This is a genomic window from Brevundimonas aurifodinae, assembly GCF_040195595.1.
Lineage (GTDB): Bacteria > Pseudomonadota > Alphaproteobacteria > Caulobacterales > Caulobacteraceae > Brevundimonas > Brevundimonas aurifodinae.
On record NZ_JBEGDD010000014.1, the window covers coordinates 59,678 to 81,683 of the forward strand.

At 68.6% G+C, this 22,006-nt stretch carries 19 protein-coding genes; 8 read left to right on the top strand and 11 right to left on the bottom strand.

The genetic code is table 11. From position 1 onward, the window contains the following. Positions 1 to 2: 2 nt before the first annotated feature. The 4 genes from ABN401_RS14775 to chvI form a co-directional block, all read right to left on the bottom strand. Positions 3 to 407 (bottom strand): PTS sugar transporter subunit IIA, encoded by a 405-nt coding sequence (locus ABN401_RS14775; protein WP_349685632.1) that lies wholly within the window; start codon positions 405 to 407, stop codon positions 3 to 5. A gap of 98 nt (positions 408 to 505) precedes the next feature. Further along, positions 506 to 931, bottom strand: a complete 426-nt coding sequence (locus ABN401_RS14780; protein ID WP_349685633.1) for an HPr kinase/phosphorylase — start codon at positions 929 to 931, stop codon at positions 506 to 508. After that, complete coding sequence (gene chvG, locus ABN401_RS14785; protein ID WP_349685634.1) at positions 928 to 2,556, bottom strand: two-component sensor histidine kinase ChvG; 1,629 nt, start codon at positions 2,554 to 2,556, stop codon at positions 928 to 930. Before chvG ends, ABN401_RS14780 begins: the two co-directional genes overlap by 4 nt. Further along, positions 2,525 to 3,229, bottom strand: a complete 705-nt coding sequence (gene chvI / locus ABN401_RS14790; RefSeq protein ID WP_349685635.1) for a two-component response regulator ChvI — start codon at positions 3,227 to 3,229, stop codon at positions 2,525 to 2,527. Before chvI ends, chvG begins: the two co-directional genes overlap by 32 nt. A gap of 188 nt (positions 3,230 to 3,417) precedes the next feature. Between chvI and ABN401_RS14795 the strand changes: the two genes are divergently transcribed. After that, complete coding sequence (locus tag ABN401_RS14795) at positions 3,418 to 5,127, top strand: hypothetical protein (RefSeq protein WP_349685636.1); 1,710 nt, start codon at positions 3,418 to 3,420, stop codon at positions 5,125 to 5,127. A gap of 65 nt (positions 5,128 to 5,192) precedes the next feature. Continuing rightward, positions 5,193 to 6,191: a calcium/sodium antiporter gene (locus ABN401_RS14800; RefSeq protein WP_349685637.1), complete on the top strand. Its 999-nt coding sequence runs from the start codon at positions 5,193 to 5,195 to the stop codon at positions 6,189 to 6,191. A 4-nt stretch (positions 6,192 to 6,195) separates the two neighbouring features. Here ABN401_RS14800 and polA read toward each other — a convergent pair whose 3' ends face one another. Beyond that, positions 6,196 to 9,111, bottom strand: a complete 2,916-nt coding sequence (polA, locus tag ABN401_RS14805; RefSeq protein ID WP_349685638.1) for a DNA polymerase I — start codon at positions 9,109 to 9,111, stop codon at positions 6,196 to 6,198. Between the two features lie 380 nt (positions 9,112 to 9,491). Here polA and ABN401_RS14810 point away from each other — a divergent pair, with 380 nt between their 5' ends. Continuing rightward, positions 9,492 to 9,653, top strand: coding sequence for a hypothetical protein (locus ABN401_RS14810; protein WP_349685639.1), 162 nt, complete (start codon positions 9,492 to 9,494; stop codon positions 9,651 to 9,653). Between the two features lie 7 nt (positions 9,654 to 9,660). Here ABN401_RS14810 and ABN401_RS14815 read toward each other — a convergent pair whose 3' ends face one another. Both ABN401_RS14815 and ABN401_RS14820 read right to left on the bottom strand, forming a co-directional pair. Continuing rightward, positions 9,661 to 10,269 (bottom strand): DUF6655 family protein, encoded by a 609-nt coding sequence (locus ABN401_RS14815; RefSeq protein ID WP_349685640.1) that lies wholly within the window; start codon positions 10,267 to 10,269, stop codon positions 9,661 to 9,663. Beyond that, a complete protein-coding gene (locus ABN401_RS14820) occupies positions 10,269 to 10,709 on the bottom strand; it encodes a VOC family protein (RefSeq protein WP_349685641.1) in 441 nt (146 codons plus the stop codon). Before ABN401_RS14820 ends, ABN401_RS14815 begins: the two co-directional genes overlap by 1 nt. 179 nt (positions 10,710 to 10,888) lie before the next feature. On the opposite strand from ABN401_RS14820, the gene ABN401_RS14825 reads away from it, so the two are divergent. The 5 genes from ABN401_RS14825 (at position 10,889) to ABN401_RS14845 (ending at position 15,666) form a co-directional block, all read left to right on the top strand. Continuing rightward, positions 10,889 to 12,877: a CASTOR/POLLUX-related putative ion channel gene (locus ABN401_RS14825; RefSeq protein WP_349685642.1), complete on the top strand. Its 1,989-nt coding sequence runs from the start codon at positions 10,889 to 10,891 to the stop codon at positions 12,875 to 12,877. Positions 12,878 to 12,965: 88 nt separating this feature from the next. Then, a complete protein-coding gene (locus ABN401_RS14830) occupies positions 12,966 to 13,295 on the top strand; it encodes a TFIIB-type zinc ribbon-containing protein (protein WP_349685643.1) in 330 nt (109 codons plus the stop codon). A gap of 106 nt (positions 13,296 to 13,401) precedes the next feature. Next, a complete protein-coding gene (locus tag ABN401_RS14835; RefSeq protein ID WP_349685644.1) occupies positions 13,402 to 13,896 on the top strand; it encodes a hypothetical protein in 495 nt (164 codons plus the stop codon). Continuing rightward, positions 13,893 to 14,678: a phosphatase PAP2 family protein gene (locus tag ABN401_RS14840; RefSeq protein ID WP_349685645.1), complete on the top strand. Its 786-nt coding sequence runs from the start codon at positions 13,893 to 13,895 to the stop codon at positions 14,676 to 14,678. The genes ABN401_RS14835 and ABN401_RS14840 overlap by 4 nt, the downstream gene beginning before the upstream one ends. A gap of 16 nt (positions 14,679 to 14,694) precedes the next feature. Beyond that, a complete protein-coding gene (locus ABN401_RS14845; RefSeq protein WP_349685646.1) occupies positions 14,695 to 15,666 on the top strand; it encodes a right-handed parallel beta-helix repeat-containing protein in 972 nt (323 codons plus the stop codon). Between the two features lie 2 nt (positions 15,667 to 15,668). Here the strand turns inward: ABN401_RS14845 and aguB are convergent, their stop codons facing one another. The 4 genes from aguB to msrA form a co-directional block, all read right to left on the bottom strand. Beyond that, entirely contained in the window at positions 15,669 to 16,538 is an 870-nt protein-coding gene (gene aguB, locus ABN401_RS14850; RefSeq protein WP_349685647.1) for an N-carbamoylputrescine amidase, read from the bottom strand. Then, entirely contained in the window at positions 16,538 to 17,545 is a 1,008-nt protein-coding gene (locus ABN401_RS14855) for an agmatine deiminase family protein (RefSeq protein WP_349685648.1), read from the bottom strand. The genes aguB and ABN401_RS14855 overlap by 1 nt, the downstream gene beginning before the upstream one ends. A gap of 147 nt (positions 17,546 to 17,692) precedes the next feature. Next, positions 17,693 to 21,103, bottom strand: a complete 3,411-nt coding sequence (locus tag ABN401_RS14860; RefSeq protein ID WP_349685649.1) for a TonB-dependent receptor — start codon at positions 21,101 to 21,103, stop codon at positions 17,693 to 17,695. A 212-nt stretch (positions 21,104 to 21,315) separates the two neighbouring features. Further along, entirely contained in the window at positions 21,316 to 21,939 is a 624-nt protein-coding gene (gene msrA, locus ABN401_RS14865; RefSeq protein ID WP_349685650.1) for a peptide-methionine (S)-S-oxide reductase MsrA, read from the bottom strand. Between the last annotated feature and the right edge of the window lie 67 nt (positions 21,940 to 22,006).

A 22,006-nucleotide genomic window follows, 5' to 3' on the forward strand; every position in this document is an offset into this window, starting at 1 on the left:
GTCTATTTCTCGCCCGCCAGGACCCAGGAGGCCACGGAGATGTATTTGCGGCCCGCCTCCTGGGCGTGGGCGACGCAGGTTTCGAGCGTTTCGCGCCCACGCACGCTGGCCAGCTTGATGAGCATGGGCAGGTTCAGTCCTGCGATGACTTCGGCATGGGTCTGTTCCATGACCGAGATGGCCAGGTTCGATGGCGTGCCGCCAAACATGTCGGTCAGCAGAATGACCCCGTCCCCGTCGTTGACGGCGGCGGCGGCATCGACGATGTCGCGGCGGCGGCGCTCCATGTCGTCATCGGGCCCGATGCAGATGGCCGCGACCCCGCGTTGGGGCCCCACCACATGTTCCATGGCCGACAGGAACTCGGAGGCGAGGCCGCCGTGGGTGACGATCACGAGGCCGATCATGAAGGCGTCTTCAAGGGCGAAGCATCCCGCGTTGGCGGTATCGACGCCCCCCGGGGCCGACACGCAAGCGGGCCTAGATAGAGGAAAGCGGCGGGGGATTAAAGACGGCGCATCGCATGGGCGAGCAGGGCGACCGACGACGCCGCGCGGATGTCCAGCTTCAGGGCCGGAACGATCGCCCCGGCCAGAGTTACGATCGCAGGGCCTGGCAGCCGCTCTACGGCCTCCTGAACGCAGTCGACGACCAACCGCACCCGCGCGAGCGGGAGATGCCGGTCCCGCAGGATGCCAAGGCCCCTCGCCTCGATCCGGCCGGCGATCCGGTCGGCTGGAGCGGCGTACGGATGGCCGCCCGAGGTGAAGACATGCACATAGTCGTCGCCAACCAGGCGCCAGCCGCCGGCCATCAGCCTCAGCGCCAGGTCGCTCTTGCCCGCGCCCGAGGGGCCGCGCAGAAGCGCGCCCCGCCAACCGTCGGCGCACCGGAGGGCGACGGCCGTGGCATGAACCGGCGGCGGGTTCATCCCCGGCGACCGACGACCGGCAGGGCGACCTCGAACCGGGCCCCGATGACGGCACCCGAGGCGTCGGTCCGGTTGGCGGCGGTCACGCGACCCCCGTGGGCCTCGACGATCTGGCGGACGATGGACAGGCCCAGCCCGGAATTGGCCCCGAAGGCCGTGCCGCGCGGGCGCGAGGTATAGAACCGCTGGAACACCGTCTCCAGGTTCTCGTCCGGAATGCCCGGTCCGTCGTCCTCGACGAGGACCCGCAGGGTCAGGTCGGGATCAGTCTCGTCCCGGCGCACCGCCAGGCGGACGTCGCTTCCCGGCGGGCTGAATGAGCGGGCGTTGTCGATCAGGTTCCGGAAGACCTGACCCAAGGGACCGTCGCGGCCCATGACCCGCGCGGGCGCCTCGATGGCGACGCTCAGCCGCACCGGGGCCTCTCCGGGCTTGGAGGTGGTGTCGTAAACGGTGACGATGTCGCCCAGCAAGGCGGCTAGATCGACCGGGCGGGGCCGGTCGCGGGACAGTTCGGCGTCCAGGCGCGAGGCGTTCGAGATGTCTGTTATCAGCCGGTCGAGGCGGCGCACGTCCTGTTGCAACACCCGGGTCAGGGTCTCGCGCTGGGCCGGGTCCTTGACCAGTTCGAGGGTCTCCAGCGCCGAGCGGATCGAGGTCAGCGGGTTCTTGATCTCATGGGCCACATCGGCGGCGAACCGCTCGATGGCGTCCATCCGGGCCGACAGGGTCTCGGTCATGGATTCCAACGATCGGGCCAGGTCGCCGATCTCGTCGCGACGGCCTTCCAGATCGGGCAGGGAGATGGCCCGGGCACGCTGCAGCTTGACCTGATCCGCCGCCGCCGACAGCCGCATCACCGGCCGCGCGACGAACAGGTGCAGAAGCAGCGAGGCCAGGAGGTTCACGGCCAGCGCGACCACCGCGAAGGGCACAAGGGCCCGGCGCTGGGCCCCCAGGATCTGGTCGACATCTCCGGCCTCCAGAGTGAGAACGCCCAGCACCTGCTGCACATGACGGACTGGAAGCGAGACCGAGACCACCCGGTCGCCGTTTTCCGAGCGTCGCACGGTGGCCTGGGCCTCACCCAGCAGGGCGGCCTCGATCTCGGCCCCCAGGGCGGCGCTGGCCTGGTCCAGGGTCTCGCGCACCTTGGCGGGGTCATCGGTTTCGACGATCGGCGAGCCGGCCGGGTTGGCGGGGGGCAGGGCATTGCCGGGAATGGCGTCGGTGACGGCGAAGCTGTCGGAAACCAGGAGGCCGTCGGCGTCATAGAGGCGGGCCCGCTGGCCGCTGGGGATGAAGTTGTCCCTCAGCCACTGACTGGCGGCGATCGGGTCCAGCGTCGGCGTCGGCTCTCCACGCGTGATGCCCAGCTGACCCAGCACGTTGGAAAGGAGCTCCGCCTGGACACGCAGGCTTTCCTGGCGCGCCTGGACCAGCCCCCGGTTCCATTCGTTCAACGCCAGCGCCCCGCCGAACAGGATCAGCAGGCTGAGCAGATTGAGCGCCAGGATCAGCCCGCCGAGCCGCGATCCGGCGAACCGGAGGCGGTGCCGGGTCAGCCCCCGATCGTCGGACGGATCCGAAGGCTCAGCTCTCGCGGTATCGGTAGCCGACGCCATACAGGGTCTCGATCGCGTCGAATTCGGGATCGACGACCCGGAACTTCTTGCGCATGCGCTTGACGTGGCTGTCGATGGTGCGGTCGTCGACATAGACCTGGTCGTCGTAGGCGGCGTCCATCAGGTTGTCGCGGCTCTTCACGAAGCCCGGGCGCTGGGCCAGGGCCTGAAGCAGCAGGAACTCGGTGACCGTCAGCTTGACCGCCTTGCCGTCCCAGGTGCTTTCGTGGCGGGCCGGGTCCATGACCAGCTTGCCGCGACGGATCGCCTTGCCGGACGTCTCGGCCGAGGGTTCGGGCTCGCCGCCGTCGCCGCCGGAGCGGCGCAGCAGGGCCTTGACCCGCTCGATCAGCAGACGCTGGCTGAACGGCTTGTGGATGTAGTCGTCGGCCCCGAGGTTGAAGCCCAGGATCTCGTCGATCTCCTCGTCCTTGGACGTCAGCATGATGACCGGGATCTGGCTGGTCTGGCGCAGGCGGCGCAGAACCTCCATGCCGTCCATGCGGGGCATCTTGACGTCGAGGATGGCGAGGTCCGGCGGCGAGGATTCCAGCGCCTCCAGCCCCGTGGCCCCGTCATGATAGGCGACCACCTTGTGGCCATGGCTTTCAAGCGCCAGGGACACGGATGCGACGATGTTCTCGTCGTCGTCCACCAGGGTGATGTTGGCCAAGTCGGTCTCCTTGTCGTCGACCCGGGAAAACGCGACCCGGGGCGCATCAACGCGCGGCAAGCGTAACCGTTCGCTCGCGATCGCGGTGACTTTACGGCCACAGTCGCCGGGTGGCCAGATTTGGTTTGGGAAACCGGACCTTAAAGCCTGTGCGTCATTCTGGCAGGCCAATCAGGCGAACCCAGACCATGGCCGGACCCGTCCACTACGAGATCTACGTCAGGAAAACGGCCCCCGCGCCGTGGAGCCTGCTGCAGGCGACGGAGAACCGCCAGCAGGCGATCGAGACCGCAGAGGATATCCTGCGGGACAAGCACGCCGTCGCCGTGCGGGTCACCAAGGAGACGATGGACCCCGACACCATGGAGTTCAACAGCGTCACCGTCCTGACGCGCGGCGCGCCCGAGGCCCCCAAGAAGCGGGTGGCAGAGGCCGACGACCGGCCGAACTGCATGGCGCCGCAGGACATCTATGCCCCCCACGCGCGCGAGTTGATCGGCCGGGTGCTGGAAGACTGGCTGATGCGGAACGGGGTGACGGTGTTCGAACTGCTGCATCGGCCGGACCTGGTCGAGCGGCTGGAAGCGTCGGGCGTCGAGGTCCAGCACGCCATCCAGAAGGTCGCCATCCCCGAGAGCCAGGCCACCGGCCAGGCGGCCCATGAGCTGATCCGCCACTATCAAAAGCTGACCGAAGCGGCGATGGAACGGGTGGTGGTGGCGGGTCGCAAGAGCCTGTTTCCTGACCTGGCCAACCGGTCTCTGGCGGACGTGGCCCATCGTCTGGCGGGGTCGGCGGACCGATCGTTCGTCATCGGCGGCGTGATCGCCGGAGCCCTGAAAGGGCTGAAGGGCGCGCGCGCCCGTCTGGACCGGCTGATGGATCTGGCGGACCGAGCGCCGATGGACGGCCCGCCCCGGGCGTTGGTCATGGTCGCGATCGAGCAGATCCTCTGTGAGATGATGGCGGCGCGGACCAGCCTGTCCGAGGTGCTTGGGCCCGCGTTGGACCAGGGCGGCAGCCTGGCGGCCGTGGTCCGCATGGTCGCCCCGCGCGAGATCGAGGCCCTGATCCGGATGGACCCCCGGATGGCGCTGCTGATGCCCGCCGTCGATGGACCGGCGGCACGGCTGGGCGTGCGGATCGAGGCCGGGGAATATCCCATCCTGTCCGCGGCCCTGGCGCGAATGGTGCTGCGCGAACTGATGGGGCCGCGTCGCCTGCGGCCCACCGATGCGCCCGGCGAAATCGACATCCTGCGGACCCTGGCCATGTCGCTGACGGCCACGGCCGGGCGTTTACTGACATTGGAAGAGGTGCAGAACGCCTTCACCGAACGCTCCAAGAGCCTTGTGACCGCCGACTTCGTGCAGTCCTTCGTCGACCCTTGCGAGACCGTGCTGTGCGAAGCCGAGCAACTGACCCGGCTGTGCGAGAACGTGACGGGCACCGCCAACAAGCGATCGGCCGCGCGCTGGCTGGCGGCCTGCGTCACCTCCCTGAGGTTCGAGCAGGAGATGCGGACGGCCCCGATGTCGGCGGCGAAAAAGCTGCAGGCCCTGGCCGTCCTGCACCGCTCGGTCCGGGCCGCCGCCCTGTCGGAACACGACACCGAGCAGATCGGCGGAGCCATCGGCCATGTCGGTGGGGTGGTCGAGGCCGAGGCCAGGCTGACCGCGCAGCTGGCTCGCGCGCCCGCCCCGCCGGCCCAGAAGCTGGCGGCCCTGCTGCGCCTCGCCGCCGGAGAGACGGCCCCGTTCGGACCGGCCGCGGACCGCGCCAAGGCCGAGGCGATCAAGCTGTTCCGCGCGCCGGAAGCCCGCGCCGCCCTGACCGCTTCGCCGGAACAGATCGCGCCGTTGAAAACCTTGATGAAGGCGGCGGGGTTGGCCGCCTGAAAACGCGGCGGGGCGGGCCTGGCTGCGACGGCCTGTCACGGATCGGCTCGAGGCGATTGCAGGCGGTGGCCCATCATGGCAAGCGCCGCGGCATGGACGGGACCCTGACGACCTATTTGATGCTGGCCGGCGGTCTGGTGTTGCTGACCCTCGGGGGCGACACCCTGGTGCGCGGGGCCTCGACGGCCGCGAAATCCCTGGGCGTCTCGCCCTTGCTGATCGGCCTGACCCTGGTCGGCTTCGGAACCTCGACCCCTGAACTGGTGACCAGCCTGACCGCTGCCATGGCAGGATCGCCGGGCATCGCCGTCGGCAATGTCGTCGGATCCAATACGGCCAACATCCTGCTGATCCTGGGCGTGACCGCCTTGATCGCGCCGATCGTCGTCGACCGGGCCGCCTTCCGGCGCGACGGCTGGATGCTCGTCATCGCCAGCGCGGTCTGCGCTGCGGCCGTGCTCGCGGGACGGGTCGATCTGGTCTGGGGGGTGGCCATGGTGGCGATGCTGGTTGCCTATCTGGTCGTCGCCTATCTGGGCGAGCGTTCGGTTCAGGACGCCGAACGCGCCAAGTACGAGCACATCTCCGACGCCGCGCCCGACTCGGGAGGCGGTCTATGGGCTGGGCTGGCCCTGGCGGTCGTTGGCATCGCCCTCACAATCGGCGGGGCCCGGCTTCTTGTCGATGGGGCCGTCGTCATCGCGCGCGACCTCGGTGTATCTGACACGGTCATCGGGCTGACCGTGGTCGCGGTTGGAACCTCCCTGCCCGAACTGGTCACCTCGGTCGTGGCAGCGGCGCGCCGTCAGGCGGACGTGGCGCTGGGCAATGTGATCGGATCGAACATCTACAATGTGCTCGCCATCCTCGGAATCACGGCCATGGTGTCCCCGCTCAGGGTGCCCCCCGAGATCGCGCGCCTGGATCTGTGGGTCATGCTGGGCGCGACGGCGCTGCTCGTCATATTCGTCCGCACCGGATTGAAGATCGTCCGCTGGGAAGGGCTCGCGCTGCTCCTCGCCTATGCCGGCTACATCGCCTGGCTGGCGACGAACGCGACCTGATCGGTCAGTGCGCTTCGTCCCAGTTCTTCGCCGCGCGGGCGTCCACCACCAGCGGCACTGACAAGGCCACGGCCGGTTCGGCCGCGCCCTCCATGACCCGGCGGATCAGGGGGATGGCGCGTTCGGCCTCGGCCTCGGGGGCTTCGAAGACCAGTTCGTCGTGGACCTGGAGCAGCATGGTCGTCGACAGGCCCGCGTCGGCGAGCGCGCCCGGCATGCGGATCATGGCGCGGCGGATGATGTCGGCGGCGGCGCCTTGGATCGGGGCGTTGATGGCCGCTCGTTCGCCGAACTGGCGCTCGGCACCCGACTTAGAATGGATCGCCGGGATGTGGATCTTGCGGCCGAAGACGGTGGAGACGAAGCCCCGTTCGCGGACCTCGGCGCGGGTGGCGTCCATATAGGCGCGGATGCCCGGGAAGCGTTCGAAATAGGTCTTGATGTAGGCCCCGGCCTCGCCCTGATCGATGCCCAGCTGGGCCGCCAGGCCGAAGGCGGAGATGCCGTAGACGATGCCAAAGTTGATGGCCTTGGCCCGGCGGCGCGTCTCGGGGTCCATCTGATCGACGGGGACGCCGAACATTTCGGACGCCGTAGCGGTGTGGATGTCGATACCGGCCTTGAAGGCGCGCTTCAGCTCGGGGATGTCGCCGATGTGGGCCAAGAGGCGTAGTTCGATCTGGCTGTAGTCGGCGCTGATCAGGACGTGGCCGTCCTTGGCGATGAAGGCCTGGCGGATCTGGCGGCCCGTCTCCGTTCGGATCGGGATGTTCTGCAGATTGGGGTCGGATGACGCCAGACGCCCGGTGGTGGCCGCCGCCAGCTGATAGGAGGTGTGGACCCGGTCGGTGGACGCATCCATCGCCGCCACCAGGGCGTCGGTATAGGTGCCCTTCAACTTGGACAGCTGGCGCCATTCCAGAAGGACGCGGGGCAGCTCATGGGTCTCGGCCAGGCCGTCGAGCGTCGCCGCCCCCGTCTCCCACTGGCCTGACGCCGTCTTCTTGCCGCCGGGCAGGTTCAGCTCGCCGAACAGGATGTCGCCGATCTGTTTGGGGCTCCCGACGTTGAACGGCCGCCCCGCCATCTCATGGGCCTTGGTTTCCAGCTCGGCCATGCGCAGGCCGAACTCCGACGAGAGGCGGCGCAAGCGGTCCGGATCGACGCGGATACCGGCCAGTTCCATGTCCGCCAGCACCGGCGGCATGCCCCGCTCCAGCGTCTCATAGACCGTGGCCAGACCCTCACGGGCCAGCCGGGGCTTGAGGATGCGCCACAGCCTGAGCGTGACGTCCGCGTCCTCGGCGGCGTAGCAGGTCGCCGGCTTCAGCTCGACGTGCTTGAACGACTTCTGGGCCTTGCCGGTCCCGGCCACCTGTTTGAACGGGATGGGGTCGTGGCCGAGGTGCAGGCGGCTGAGTTCGTCCATGCCGTGGCCGTGCAAGCCCCCCTCCTGGACGTAGGAGATCAGCATGGTGTCGTCGATCGGGGCGACGCGGATGCCCCGCCGGGCCATGACGGCGAGGTCGTACTTTCCGTTCTGGACGACCTTCAGCACGGCCGGGTCTTCCAGCAGGACCTTGAGCCGAGCCAGCACGGTCGGCTTGTCCAGCTGCGTCAGGGGTTCGCGCGCGTCGCCTTCGCCGCCGAAATCCAGCCCGCCCGCGCCCTCGACTGTCGGATGCTCGTGGGTCAGGGGGACGTAGCAGGCGTCGTTGGGGCCGATCGCCAGCGACACCCCGCACAGGCCCGCGTGGGTCGCCGACAGGGCGTCCGTCTCGGTGTCGAAGCCGACGACGCCGGCCTCCGTCGCCCGGGCGAGGAAGGCGTCCAGGTCTTCCAGCGTCTGGATGCAGCCATAGGCGTCGTGATCGAAGACCTGTTTCTCGACCGTGTCGGACACAGCCTGGGGCGCATGGCGGGGCGAGATGACGGGGGCGGACAGGGGGGCGGCCGGACGCGACGGCTTGAAGGCGGAGCCGTCGTGGCCTTCCAGCTTGCCGTCGCCGACCCGGCGCTGAAGACCCCGGAACTCCATCTGCTCCAGGAAGGCCGACAGGGTCGCCGGATCGGGGTCGCGCACCACGAAGTCGTCGATCGGCTCGGGCGCGGGGGCGTCGCAGGTCAGGCGGACCAGTTCGCGGCTGAGCAGGATCTGGTCCCGGAAATTGATCAGGGTCTCGCGCCGCTTGGGCTGTTTGATCTCGCCGGCGCGATCCAGAAGCGTGTCGAGGTCGCCGTATTCGTCCAGCAGCTGGGCGGCGGTCTTGGGGCCGATGCCGGGGGCGCCCGGGACATTGTCGACGCTGTCGCCGATCAGGGCCTGGAGGTCGACCATCTTGTCCGGGGTGACGCCGAACTTCTCCATCACCGCCTCTTCGGCCAGGCGACGGTCCTTCATCGGGTCCCACATGACGACCGACGGCCCGATCAGCTGCATCAGATCCTTGTCGGACGAGACGATCACGCATTCGCCGCCGGCATCGCGCGCTTTGCAGGCATAGGTGGCGATCAGATCGTCGGCCTCATAGCCGGGCAGTTCGACGCAGTGGACACCGAAGGCGCGGGTCGCGTCGCGCACCAGCGGAAACTGCGGGATCAGATCTTCAGGCGGGGCCGAGCGGTTGGCCTTGTACTGGTCGTAGAGGTCGTTTCGGAAGGTCTTTTCAGAATGGTCGAAGATCGCCGCCAGATGGGTCGGCCCGTCCGCCCCCTTCATGTCCTTCAACAGCTTCCACAACATGTTGCAGTAGCCCTGGACCGCGCCCACCGGCAGGCCGTCGGACTTGCGCGTCAGCGGCGGCAAGGCGTGGTAGGCGCGAAAAATGTAGGCCGAGGCGTCGATCAGCCACAGCCGGACGGGCGGGCCGTCCTGGGTCAGGGGACGATCGGAGGCTTCGGGCGCGGCAGTGTCGGACATGGCTGCGAACATAGGCGGCGCGACGAGGCGCGTCACGCGCCCCACCGATCAGATTTCGTGAGCTTGACCGTGGGCATGAATGTGCGTCGTCTCCACCGGACGAGTCCGTCGGGGGGACGATCGATGAAGACGCGCGGATGGGGTTCGGTGCTGCTGGCCTACCCGGCGGCGGCGGCCGTGGGTGCCGCCCTGGTGGCGGCAGGGTTCGCGGTCGCGGGCGTGATTGTCCAGGCGATCAACGGCATGACCGACCAGATCCTGGCCGGTCTGTGGATCACGCCCGTGGCCTTCCTCTATGCCTTCGTCGTTTTTCTGGTGGGCCTCGCTGTCATCGGCACACCAGTCTGGTCCGGATGGGACGGACAACGAGGCGCGACGCCGTGCTGGCGGGCACGGGCCTGTGCGTCCTGGCGGGGGCCGCCTCCATCGCGGCGGTCGGTGAGCCAATGGCTTCCTGGGAGCCCTGGGCGCTGGCCGCGTCACTGGCCGTGCCCGGGGCGGCGGCGGGATGGACACTGCACCGCGTCGCCTACGGTCGCTGACCGCGCCTCAGAACTCGCGCCAGCTGTCGCCCGGATCGCGCTCGCCGGGGCGTGCCGACTGTTGGCCCCAGGTCACCATCATCAGCACCTTGTGGCTGCGGATGCGGTACTCGCCGATCATGGGCGAGACCGCCCCGAGCGGCGCGCCCGTGCGGGCGTCGTAGACGAAGCCCGAGAACTCGGCGACGCCGACCCGGTCGCGGCGGCTGTAGAGGCTGAGCTCCGGGATAGAGACGACGTTCAGGTTCTCGTTGATCGGCAGAGCCAGGGGCGGCAGGCCCACCACACGGCGCATCTGTTCCAGCGACAGGGCCCCGGCCCGCAGTTCGAACACCGCGTCCGCATTGTGCCGGTCGTCGGCGAGGGCGTGGCCGGCTCGCGACAGGGCACTACGAACCGCCGAGGCGGCATAGGCTGCGCCCTCGCCCTGCAGATAGCGGCTCTCGACATAGACGCGGGCGGTATCGGGGATCGGCAGTCGCAGGTCCTCGACGGCCAGATCGGCCGCGCGCGCCATCAACAGCTGTTCCGTGGCCGTCCGCCCCGGGTTGGTTTCGGACGTCGAGGCGCAGGCCGAGAGACCGAGAGCCAGTCCGGCCGCGAGCAGTCGCCGCATCACCAGGTGCCGACGTTCGGCATGGAGACCCAGGGCTCGGCGGGCTCCAGGGCCGGGCCCTCCTGCAAGAGCTCGATCGAAATGCCGTCGGGCGAGCGGACGAAGGCCATGTTGCCGTCGCGCGGCGGCCGGTTGATGACCACGCCCCCGTCCTGCAGCCGTCGGCAGGCGGCGTAGATGTCGTTTACGCGATAGGCCAGGTGGCCGAAGTTTCGGCCGCCCGTGTACTCCTCGGGGTCCCAATTGAAGGTCAGCTCGACCTCGGGCGACCGCTCGGCCGCCGAACGGTCCAGGTCCTTGGGCGCGGCCAGGAACACCAGAGTGTAGCGCCCCTTCTCGTTCTCCATGCGGCGCACCTCCTGGAGACCCAGCAGGTCGGTCCAGAAATGCAGCGAGGCGTCCAGGTCTTTGACGCGGACCATGGTGTGCAGATAGCGCATGGCGGCTCTCGGAGGTTGTAGGGGAGGAGGCCGCCGTTCTAGTCGGGTTTGGTCAGCTTCCCAAGGCGGACGAAGATCACTAATCACGACAGCGTTCACCGTCCGTGCGCGAAGCATCGCGGGACGGTTGATCGTCGGTCAGGGGGGCCGGCGGGCTTATCCAGGATCGACGCCACACCATGGGCTCACTCACCCGTGCCAACGCCGCGCGCAGCGGCGTCAAGAGCACCGCCGCGGCCAAGCCGAACACTCTCAAGGAACAGCAGCTGGGCGACGTCGGCCTGGGCGAGAAGCTGCGCTACGAGTTTGACAAGTCGATGGCCGCCGGGCCGATCGCCCTGGTCGGCTGGCTCAGCCTGGTGACCGTCTTCGTCATCCTGCTCGCGGCCTCGGTCCTGGCCCTGACACGGCTGGGACCGGACGGCGGGTTCAACTTCTTCGAGGCCGCCTGGCAGTCGCTGATGCGGACGATGGACGCCGGGACCATGGGCGGCGACGCCGGCTGGCCGTTCCGACTGCTGACCCTGTTCGTCACCCTGATGGGCATTCTGGTCTTCTCGGCCCTGATCTCGATCATCTCGGCGGGGCTGGATTCGGCGCTGGAGGCGCTGAGGAAGGGGCGGTCGCGCGTCCTGGAGACCGACCACACGGTCATCCTGAACTGGTCACCGTCGATCTTCGACATCGTCTCGGAACTGGTCGTGGCCAACGAGAGCCGCAGGAAGCCGCGCATCGTCATCATGGCCAATCGCGACAAGGTCGAGATGGAAGACGAAATCGCCGACAAGGTGGGCGACCTCAAGAACACTCAGGTCATCTGCCGCTCGGGCGATCCGACCGACCTGTTCGACCTGTCCCTGGTCAATCCCCAGACCTGCCGCTCCATCATCGTGGTCTCGCCAGAAGGGACCGACGACCCCGACAGCCAGGTCATCAAGACCGTGCTGGCCCTGACCAACGACCCGAAGCGGCGCGAGGCGCGCTACCGGATCGCGGCCGAACTGCGGGATTCGCGCAACGCCGAAGTGGCCCACATCGTCGGCGGCGACGAGGTGCAGCTGGTGCTGGCCGACGACCTGATCTCGCGCATCGTGGTCCAGTCCAGCCGCCAGGCCGGCCTCAGCGCCGTCTATTCCGAGCTGCTCGATTTCGACGGCTGCGAGATCTACACCACCGAGCTTCAGGACCTGGTCGGCAAGACCTATGGCGACGCCGTCATGGGCTATCGCGACTCGGCCCTGATCGGCCTGCGCTATCCCGACGGGCGCACGACCCTGAACCCGCCGATGGACGAGGTGATCGCCGAGGGCTGCCGCGCCATCATCATCGCCGAGGACGACGATTCCATCCGCCTGACCCAGCCGGACGAGGCCCTGATCGACGCCGCAGCCGTGCGGGCGCCTAAGGCGGTGCGGCGCAAGGCCGAGCGGGTGCTGATCATCGGCTGGAACCGGCGCGGGCCGATGATCGCGTCCGAGCTGTCCAAATACGTCCGGCCCGGTTCGGTGCTGACCGTCGCCGGCGACACCCCCGGTTTCGTTGACGAGATCCGGTCCATGCCGCTGGGATCCAGGAACATGACGGTCGAGCACAGGGTGATCGACACCGGCCACGCCGCCTCGATCGAGGCGCTGGACCCGGCGTCCTACGACTCCATCATGGTGCTGGGCTATTCCGACACCATGGAGGCCCAGTCGGCCGACACCCGCACCCTGATCACCCTGCTTCACCTGAGGAAGCTGTCCGAGCGGCTGGGCGTCCACATCAGCGTCGTGTCGGAGATGATCGATATCCGCAACCGCGAGCTGGCCGAGGTCACCCGCGCCGACGATTTTGTCGTGTCCAACAAACTGGTCAGCCTGATGCTGGCCCAGGCGTCGGAGAACGAATACCTGTCCGACATCTTCGCCGACCTGCTGGATGAGGACGGCTCGGAAATCTACATGCGGCCGATCGGCGACTACGTCGATCTGACCGGGCCGGTCAGCGGCTATACGCTCGCCGAGGCCGCGCGCCGTCGCGGCGAGACCGCCATAGGCTATCGCAGGAAGCGCGAGGAGGACGGGGCCGATGGCCGCAACATGGGCGGGGTGGTGGTCAATCCGGACAAGGCCGAGGTGCTGGAGTTCCTGCCAGAGGACCGGCTGATCGTGCTCGCGGAGGGCTGATCGCGGCAGCGCGACGCCCCGCCCGGTTGCGTGGACGGGGGCGAGGCCTCACCTTCGGTCCTGACCCGTCGCTGCGCAGGACCCGCCGATGCCCCTTCTGATGTGCCCCAACGACAACGCCCAGATGCAGACGCTGGACCGGGGCGGCGTCCAGTTCGACATGTGCCCGACCTGCCGGGGCGTCTGGCTGGATCGCGGCGAACTCGAGAAGCTGATGGAGCAGTCGGCCGCCACCGCCATGCAGCAGGCCCACGCCCCGCCGCCGCAACAGGCCTATGCGCCCCCGCCCCAGCAGCCCAGCCCCTGGGGTCAGCCGTCGCAGCCCCAGCACGGATACCGCGAACAGCCGCGTTACCGCGACGACGACTATCGCTACAAGAAGAAGAAGCGCGACAGCATCTTCGACATCTTCGACTGACGGCGCGACCTGACGAGGCCGTGGCGGACATACGGCCAGTGCCTTGCTGACGCCCAATGAATGGGCCACGGTGGTCACGACAGAACGTCGAACAGGACGGCACGGGATGAAGCGTTTTTGGGCGGTCGCAGTGTGCGTGACCGCGATCGGCGGTCTGGGTGCCTGCAAGGGCGCGGATACGCCGGATCAGACCCCTGCGCCGGTCACGGCGGAGACCGGCGCGCCGGCAAGCACCGACCCCGTCTCTGCCAATGCTCCACAGGTCTCCGCTGACCCGGCGGCCCTGCCCATCGCCGAGGGCGCGCCGTCGTTCGCGGTGCTGTATCCCGGCGGATCCGTCGAGGGCGAACCCGTGATCGCGACCGGGTCCGCTGGACCCGGCGGCCTTGTCACCTATCTGACCGACGCCGCCCCTGAGGCGGTCATCGCCTTCCATCGCCAGAAGGCCGAGGCGGCCGGACTGGCCTCGGTCATGGCCATGAACCAAGGCGAGGCGCGCGCCTACGGCGCCGCGCGCGACGGCGACAATCTGCAGGTCGTGGCCTCGCCGACGCCCGAGGGGCGGACCTCGGTGCAACTGAGCTGGAGCGCGGCCGGATGAGGCGGCTCGCGGCGGTCGTCGCGGCGACCGTGATCACGGGATCGGCGTCGGCCGGTGCCGCGCCGCAAACGGCACCGGCGGGCTTCCTGGCCGAGAGCCGGCTCGCGGCCTTGGTCCAGAGCGTGCCCCCTGCCCCCGCCGACGGCTCGCCCGCGACGCTCGCGGACATCGCCGCGTCCGAGCGCCTGCGCGCGCTGGAGGACACCGACCGCTGGCTGCTGGCCACCCGCCACGCAGAGCTGAGGCCGGCGGTCGCCCTGGCCCATTTCGACTGCGCCCTGGGGTTTCGCGTCGAGGCGGCCGAGAGCCCGCGCCTGGTCGCCCTGCTGACCCGCATCCTGCACGACGCCAACGAAGCGGCCGAACTGGCCAAGGCCCGCGCCCACCGACCCCGGCCCGTCGGGGCCGATCGCGAGCGCCGCGCCTGCCAGGTCGTCGGCGAGGCGGGGCGGGCCAGCGCCTCCTATCCGTCGGGCAGCGCCTCGGTGGGGGCGGCCTATGGGGCGACGATGGCCGCCCTGGTCCCCGAACGCGCCGAGGCCCTGGACGAGATCGGCCACCAGATCGCCGTCAGCCGCATGGTCTGCGGCATGCACTATCCGGCCGACGTCGCCACAGGCGAGACCCTGGGTCGCGCCGTGTTCGCGGACATCCAGACCACGCCGGCCTTCCGCGCGGAGGCCGAGGCCGCCCGGGTCGAGATCGCGGCGGCCCGCGCCGCGGCCCGGACCAGCCCGGCCTGCGCGGCAGAGCGCGCGGCTTTGTCCATCCCGCTTCCCTGAGCGGCCGGGGTTCGCTGTGTCATGGATCGCCCTCGCTGCGACCCTGGTCGCCGGGCCGGCCACCGCCCCGTGCCCGGCCGACGTCCTCGCGGAGCTGACCGCGACGACGGACCCCGCCCCCTTCCATCTGACCTGTTTCGCCACCCTGCCGCCGGGCCGCTCGGTCACGCGTCCCATCGTGATCGAGGGCGAGGAGGGCTCCGGCGCGGGGCTGGACTGTCGCGGCGGAAGCCTCGGCCGTCCGGGCGTGGCCTCGACGACGCGCACCCCCACCCTGTCGATCCGGTCGCGGCTAGACGGCGACGGCTGGAGCCGGCCCCGGGGCGTGCGTCTGGCCGATTGCACGCTGCACGGCAACGCACGCATCTGGGGTCTGGGGGCCGACGGGCGGATCGAGGAGTTGCGCGCCTCCTCGCGCGCGCCGGGACACACGGGCCGCGCCCAGGCGGCGGCCCCGACGGACATCCTCTTCCACCGGATCACCTTCATCGCCACGGGATCGATCCCGCTCTACATCGGGCCGGGCGTCACGGGCGTGCGGGTCGATGAGGGCCGCTTCACGGGTCGGTCCGTGTCGACGGCGATCTATCTGGATGCCGAGAGCGCCGGGACGGTGGTGCAAGGCGTTGATTTCGACATCGCCACGGCCCGCGAGCAGATCGCGGTCGACGGGTCGGCCCGAAACCGGCTCGTCGACAACCGCTTTCGGCGATCGGATCGGGGGGGCGTGTTCCTGTACCGGAACTGCGGCGAGGACGGCGTGATCCGACACCGGGCGCCGACCGATAACACCATCACCGGCAACCGGTTCGAAGGCGTCAGCTGGCTCTGGCCGCGCGCGGTGGTCCTCGGTTCTCGCGAGGGGGGCCGACGCTATTGCGGCGACGACGCAGGCTGGCCGTTCGGATCCAGCGCCGACGACGGCGACAACGCCGCCCGCAACGTCGTCAGGGGCAACACGGTGGACTACCGCCTCTGGCCCTTCTGACCTCAGGCGGGTCGGGGCTGGGTCAGGGAGCCGTAGAGGTCGGTGCGCCGATCGCGGAAGAAGCCCCAGGCCGCGCGGTGGCGGTCGATGTAGTCCAGGTCGAAGGCGTGGACGAGCACGCCCTCCTCGTCTCGCCCCAGACTTTCGACCAGATCGCCCCGATGATCGGCGATGAAGGACGAACCGTAGAAGACCTGGCCGGCCTCGGTCACCCGCTCATGGCCGATGCGGTTGGCACCGACGACCGGCACGACGTTGGACACCGCATGCCCCTGCATCGCGCGCCGCCAGGGCTCGGCGGTGTCGAGCTCCTTGTCGTGCGGCTCCGATCCGATGGCGGTCGGATACATCAGCACCTCGGCGCCCATCAGCATCATGGAGCGCGCCGTTTCCGGATACCACTGGTCCCAGCAGATGCCGACGCCGACCCGGCCGTGGCGCGTGTTCCAGACCTTGAACCCGGTGTCGCCCGGCCGGAAGTAGTATTTTTCCTGATAGCCGGGGCCGTCGGGGATATGGCTCTTGCGATAGACCCCCATCGCCGAGCCGTCGGCGTCCAGCATGACCAGGCTGTTGAAATAGTGCGGCCCCTCGCGCTCGAAGATCGAGACGGGGATGACGACGCCCAGCTCTGCCGCGACCGGCTGCATCGCGGCGACGGCGGGATGCTCGCGCCAGGCGTAGGCCGTGCCGAACCAGCGCTCCTCCTGCGACACGCAGAAATAGGGGCCCTGGAACAGCTCGCTCGGCAGGATGACCTGGGCCCCCTTCGACGCGGCCTCGCGCACGAAGCCGACCGTCTTGGCGATGTTGGCGTCCATGTCCTCGCCATAGGCGGTCTGGATCGCGGCGACGGAGATCGTGCGGGCCATCAGGCGGGCTCCTGCTGGGTGATGCAGTGGAAGGATCCGCCGCCCGACAGGATGGCGGTGGACGGCAGAGGAATGATCTCGCGGTCGGCGAAGACCGTGGCCAGACCCTCGCAGGCCAGGCGAGCCGCAGCCTCCTCGCCATAGGTCGGGACGATCACGGCCCCGTTGGCGATCAGGAAGTTCATGTGGCTGGCGGGGACCGGGCGTTCGTCCTCGCCCAGAACCAGGCCGGGAGACGGCAGGCGCAGCAGACGGATCGCGCGACCCTCGGCGTCGGTCATGGCCGACAGGTCGGCGGCGACGGCGTCATAGACCTCGTGGTTCGGATCGTTCCGGCCCCAGCCGACCGGACAGGCGACCACGCCCGGCGCGACGAAGCGGGCCAGGTTGTCGACGTGGCCGTCGGTGTGGTCGTTCAGCAAGCCGTCGCCCAGCCAGAGAACCTTTCGCGCGCCGAGCGCCTCGGTGAGGGCGGCCTCGGCCACGACCTCGGTCCAGCCCGCGTTGCGATTGGGGTTCAGCAGGCACTGGCGCGTGGTCAGGATGGTGCCCGCGCCGTCGTGGTCCAGAGCCCCACCCTCCAGCACGACATCATGCGGGTCGAGCGCAGCCCCCGAAGCCTGGCCGATCTGATCCGCCACCGTGTCGTCGTGCTCGAGGTCGTATTTTCCGCCCCAGCCGTTGAAGCAGAAGGCGGCGGCCCGGGCAGAACCCGCCCCGAAGATGGGACCGGTGTCCCTCAGCCAGATATCGCCGAAGCGGCCGTCGACGATCTCCACGCCCGCCACGCCCTCGAACCGGGCGCGGGCGTCGGCCAGGGCTTCCGGTTTGCCGACCAGCAGCTTCACGCGCTCGCGGCCGGGTCCGGCGAGGGCGCGCACCAGCGCCTCGACCTCGGCTTGAGCGGATATCAGGTTGTCCTCCCACAGCTCGGCGTGGCTGGGCCAGCCGACCCACATCGCCCGGTGAGGCGACCATTCGGCGGGGACGGGCGAGGCGAAGGCCATGATCGGAACGACATCCTTGGACGCGGCGGGACCGCGCCAGATAGGCCCCCCGGCCCCCGACTTCAACCGACGGGGCCCGGACGGACAGTCAAAGAAAAAGGCGGCCCCTTTCGGAGCCGCCTTGATCGTGTCGCCTGATCGAAGGGATCAGAACTCGTAGCGCAGGCCCAGCTGGATGGCCCAGAACGAACGACCGTTGTTGTCGCGGTTCAGGGTATCGGCCGAGGAGCTCGGGCTGGAGTAACGATAGGTCGAGCACACCGGATTTCCGACGTTGCTGCGAACGATGCCGGCGGCGTCAGCGCACTCGGCGTTGATCAGCGTCAGGCTGTCGCCGTACTCCTCGACGATGCCCCACTCGTCGTTGAGCAGATTGGCGAGGTTTTGGATGTCGGCGACGAACTTGAACCGGCCCGGCAGGAAGAAGGACGGCAGTTCCTGGCTGAACTGCAGATCGATCTGATAGGTCTCCGGCTGGTCGTCCGAGCCCTCGCCCTTGCCGACGGTGCGGCCGTACTCGAGGCCGAAGGTGTCGACCAGAGTCCGGAAGCGGTCACGGCTGGCGGCGGTATCGAAGATGACCGAGCCGAACTGCAGCGGGTTCGTCGCGCTGGGGGCATTGAAGTCCGGCACGAACAGCAGCTGGTTGCCGCGGTTCACACCGAAGGTCGGGCTACGGCTTGCCGCGCGATCGCTCATCACGAACGTGATGGGGCGACCGTCACGGATCTCGCCGAACAGGTTAAACCGGGTCTCCAGGTCACCGAAGAAGGTGTTGGTGTAGTTGACCTCGGCCTTCCAGCGGTTGGTGATTTCCTCGAACGCGGTGCCGTAGGCTTCCTCATTCGGGTCAAGGCCCGATGCACCCGTGCCGTAGAGCGAGCTTTGGGTCGAGCCGAAACGGACACCCGAGACGCGGTCTTCGATGTTGGAGCGAGCGTAGCCGACCAGCACGTTCAGGTCGCGATCGAAGAAGGACCGCTCGGCGCTGACGCCGAAGGAGTAGCTTTCGCCCTCCTTGACGTTGAAGGCGACGATGTCGCGGTTCGAACCCGGGTTGGTCGAGGTGATGCCGAATGCGGCGCGCTGGGCGGCGGTGCCCAGGATGCCGTCGTAGCGGATGCGGCCGTCCGGGGTGAACTGCTGCACGCCGTTGACCGTCAGGGGTTGGGCCCGGAAGTCGCGGAACGACACGGCGTTGTTCACCTGGGTGACAACCAGATCGAAGTTCACGCGCCAGTTATCGACGGCGGCCGAGGCGAACGCGGGCAGGAAACCATCGGCCCAGCCTTCCGGCGCTTCGACGGTCGCGGTCAGGAAGTATTTCCAGTCCGAAGGGATGTCGAAGGTGGGGAACAGGGCGTTCACTTCCGACCCGGTCGGAGCCGTGGCCCCGCCCTGGATCGCGCGGACCGAAGCGGGGATGGCGTAGCCGAAGGTCGGATCGGCGACATTGATGTTCAGCGCCGCCGCGCCGACCGCCTGGGTGAAGCCGGCGGCTCCGGTGGTTTCCCGGAAGGTGCCGTCGACGTTGCGCTCGATCTGGATCTGCGAAGTCAGGACGCCCGTGTTGCCGAACGGGTTGGTCACGATCACGTCGGGGATACCGCCCGAGAACAGGCCGAGGCCGCCGCTCAGGGTCAGCCAGTCGTTGGCCTGCCATTCGAACGAGGCGCGCGGCATCAGGATCTCGATGCCGTCATAGGTGGTCTGGTTGGTGAAGCCCGTGCGGTTGAAGAAGTTCTGGTTGAACGCGGGCTTGTCGTCGCTTTCGTACCAGTCGTAGCGGAAGCCGGCCTGAACAGTCAGGTTGTCGAACAGCTGCAGCGTGTCCTGGAAGAACAGCGAGTTGACGCTGTAGTCGTGAGCGCCGGCACCGTCCGCCTTCACGCCCGAGATCGCGTTGTTATAGACCAGACGACTGGCCTGGCCCGATTGGAAGTCAGCCAGAGAGTCGAAGTAATAGACGCCGTTGCTGCTCGGCACGAACAGATTGAAGATGCCCACATCCTGGCGCTGGTAGCCAAACTTGAGCAGGTTGTCGCCGAGCGAATACTCGCCCTTGAACTGGATCTGCAGGTTGTCGGTCGTCAGGAAGTTGGCGTGGCGGAACTGGTCGGGACCGAAACGGTAGACCGAGTTCGAACCGCAGCCCGTGATCGCGTTCGAGGTGACCGTGCGGGTCGCGTCCGAGCAGACCGTGATGTCCGAGAAGAACTGGCCCGACGGCGGATCCTGCAGGCGGGTGTAGTCGCGGTAGGTGACGCGGAGCTGGGTCGAGAAGTTGTCGGTCCACTGCGAATTCAATTCGGCGGCATAGGCCTGATCGTCTTCACCGGTCAGGTACCACTGCGAGTCGAAGCCGGCCGAGGTGGTGCCGATGTTCGTGCGCTGGATCACGCCCGATTCGGCGCGGCGATAGGTCAGCGACAGGCGCTGGCTGTCTGTGATGTTCCAGTCCAGCTTGACCGTGTATTTTTCGTCCGTGATCGGCTTGGTGCGAGAGATCGCGCCGACGTCGAACTCGGTCGCATAGGTCGAGTTGAACAGGCTGACGAAGCTGTCCAGGTTCGCCTGGGTGATGCCCCGGATCGAGTTCGAGAAGCCTCCACCGGTCGGGCCCGTGGCCGTCTGGTCGACCGTCTCATAGGTCTCGTACGAGGCGGCGAAGAACAGGCGGTCGCGCCACAGGGGGCCCGAGAAGAAGAAGCCGTAGTTCTCCTGGGTGATCTGGCTGGGGATTTCCACGCCGCGGATCGAGGTGCCGACGAGGCCGTCGTTCAGATAGTTGACGAAGGCGGTGCCGCGGAAGTCGTTGCCGCCCGAACGCAGGACCACGTCGAGCGCGCCGCCCGAGAAGTCGCCGTTCTCGACGTCGACCGGAACGGCGCTGACGCTGAACTGTTCGATGGCGTCGATCGAGACCGGGCCGCGACGGGTCGGCAGGCCACCCGTGTTCAGACCGTAGTCGTCCTGGGCCTGGGTGCCGTCGATGGTGACGCGGTTGGTGCGGGGGTTGGAGCCGGCGATCGAGATGCCGCCGTCGCCGCGCGTGTTCTGGGAGACCAGGATGTTGCGGCGGGCCAGGTCGCGGATGTCGCGGTTGACCGAGACGACGCCGGCGACGTCTTCGCGGCTCAGAACCGAGGTCACGCCGGTGTTGTCGGCCGTGACGTCGCGGATGCCGACGACGACGATGTCGTCCACCGTGTTCCCGCCGTCGAGGTAGACGGTCAGGTCGGTCGTGTCGGCCACCTGCAGGTTGATGTCTTCAAGCGTGCCGCCGCCGGCCGAGGAGGAGGCCTCGATGCGGTAGGGGCCACCCGGACGCAGGCCGCGGGCATTGAAGATGCCGTCATTGCCCGTGACCGTGGTCAGGGTCGTGCCCGAGGGCAGGTGGGTCAGGGTGACGGAGCTGCCGGCGACGGCCGAACCGTCATTGCCGATGACCGTGCCCCGGACCGCCGAGGTGGTGTCCTGCGCATAGACGGCAGACGACATCGCGAGCGACGTCAGGAGGGCCGTGCTGGCCCAGATTGCCCGAGAGCGGTTGGTCATCTTGTATCCCCAGATGGTCCGGGCGGCGGCCCGGCGCGCGAAATGTGGCCGCAAAGGGCCACGTCGAAATCACGCTCCGTCTAGGCTCGGTCTCGGAACGGGGGACGACAGTGTTGCGACAGTCGTGTGACAGCGGTCGGGGGTGACACGGGAGCCACAGTGTGGGGACCCGGACGCGTGCTGGCCCCCACGCCCTCAGTACGCGGAGCGCCTCAACCCCAGACGGCGCGAAGTCTGGCCTCGCGCCCGCAGAACCGGGTGTAGCCGCCGTATCGGACCGGGTTCAGCCGAGCGAAGTCCTGATGGTAGGCCTCGGCGGGCCAGAATCGGGCGGCTTCGCGCACAGGCGTGACGAAACGCCGCTCTCCGACGACGGCGGCGGCGGCCTGCCTGGACGCCTCGGCGATCGGGCGCTGGGCGGTCGTCGCGAAGACGGCCGTGGCATAGGGCCCGCCCTGGTCGCAGAACTGACCGTCGGGATCGGTGGGATCGATGGTGCGCCAGAACCGGTCGACCAGCTGGCGATAGGTGATGCGGGTCGGGTCGTAGGTGACCTGGACGGCCTCCAGGTGCCCGGTGCCGCCCCGCACGACCTGATCATAGGTGGGATTGGCCACGCGCCCCCCGGCGAAGCCCGAGACGGCCGAGACGACGCCCGGCATGCGCTCGAAATTGGCCTCGACCGACCAGAAGCATCCTCCGGCGAACAGCGCCACCTCCCGCCGACCGCTGTCGGGGCCTGATTGCACCGGAGGCTGGGCCGTCGCGGGTTCGCCCGGCGAGCAGGCGGCGAGCGTCAAGGTGGCGGCTACGGCGATGCGGGACAGGGGGGACATGGGCGGACTCCGAGAACGACGGGGGGATGCCCCTAGCTACGTCGGCGCGCTGTCGGGAGATACAAGA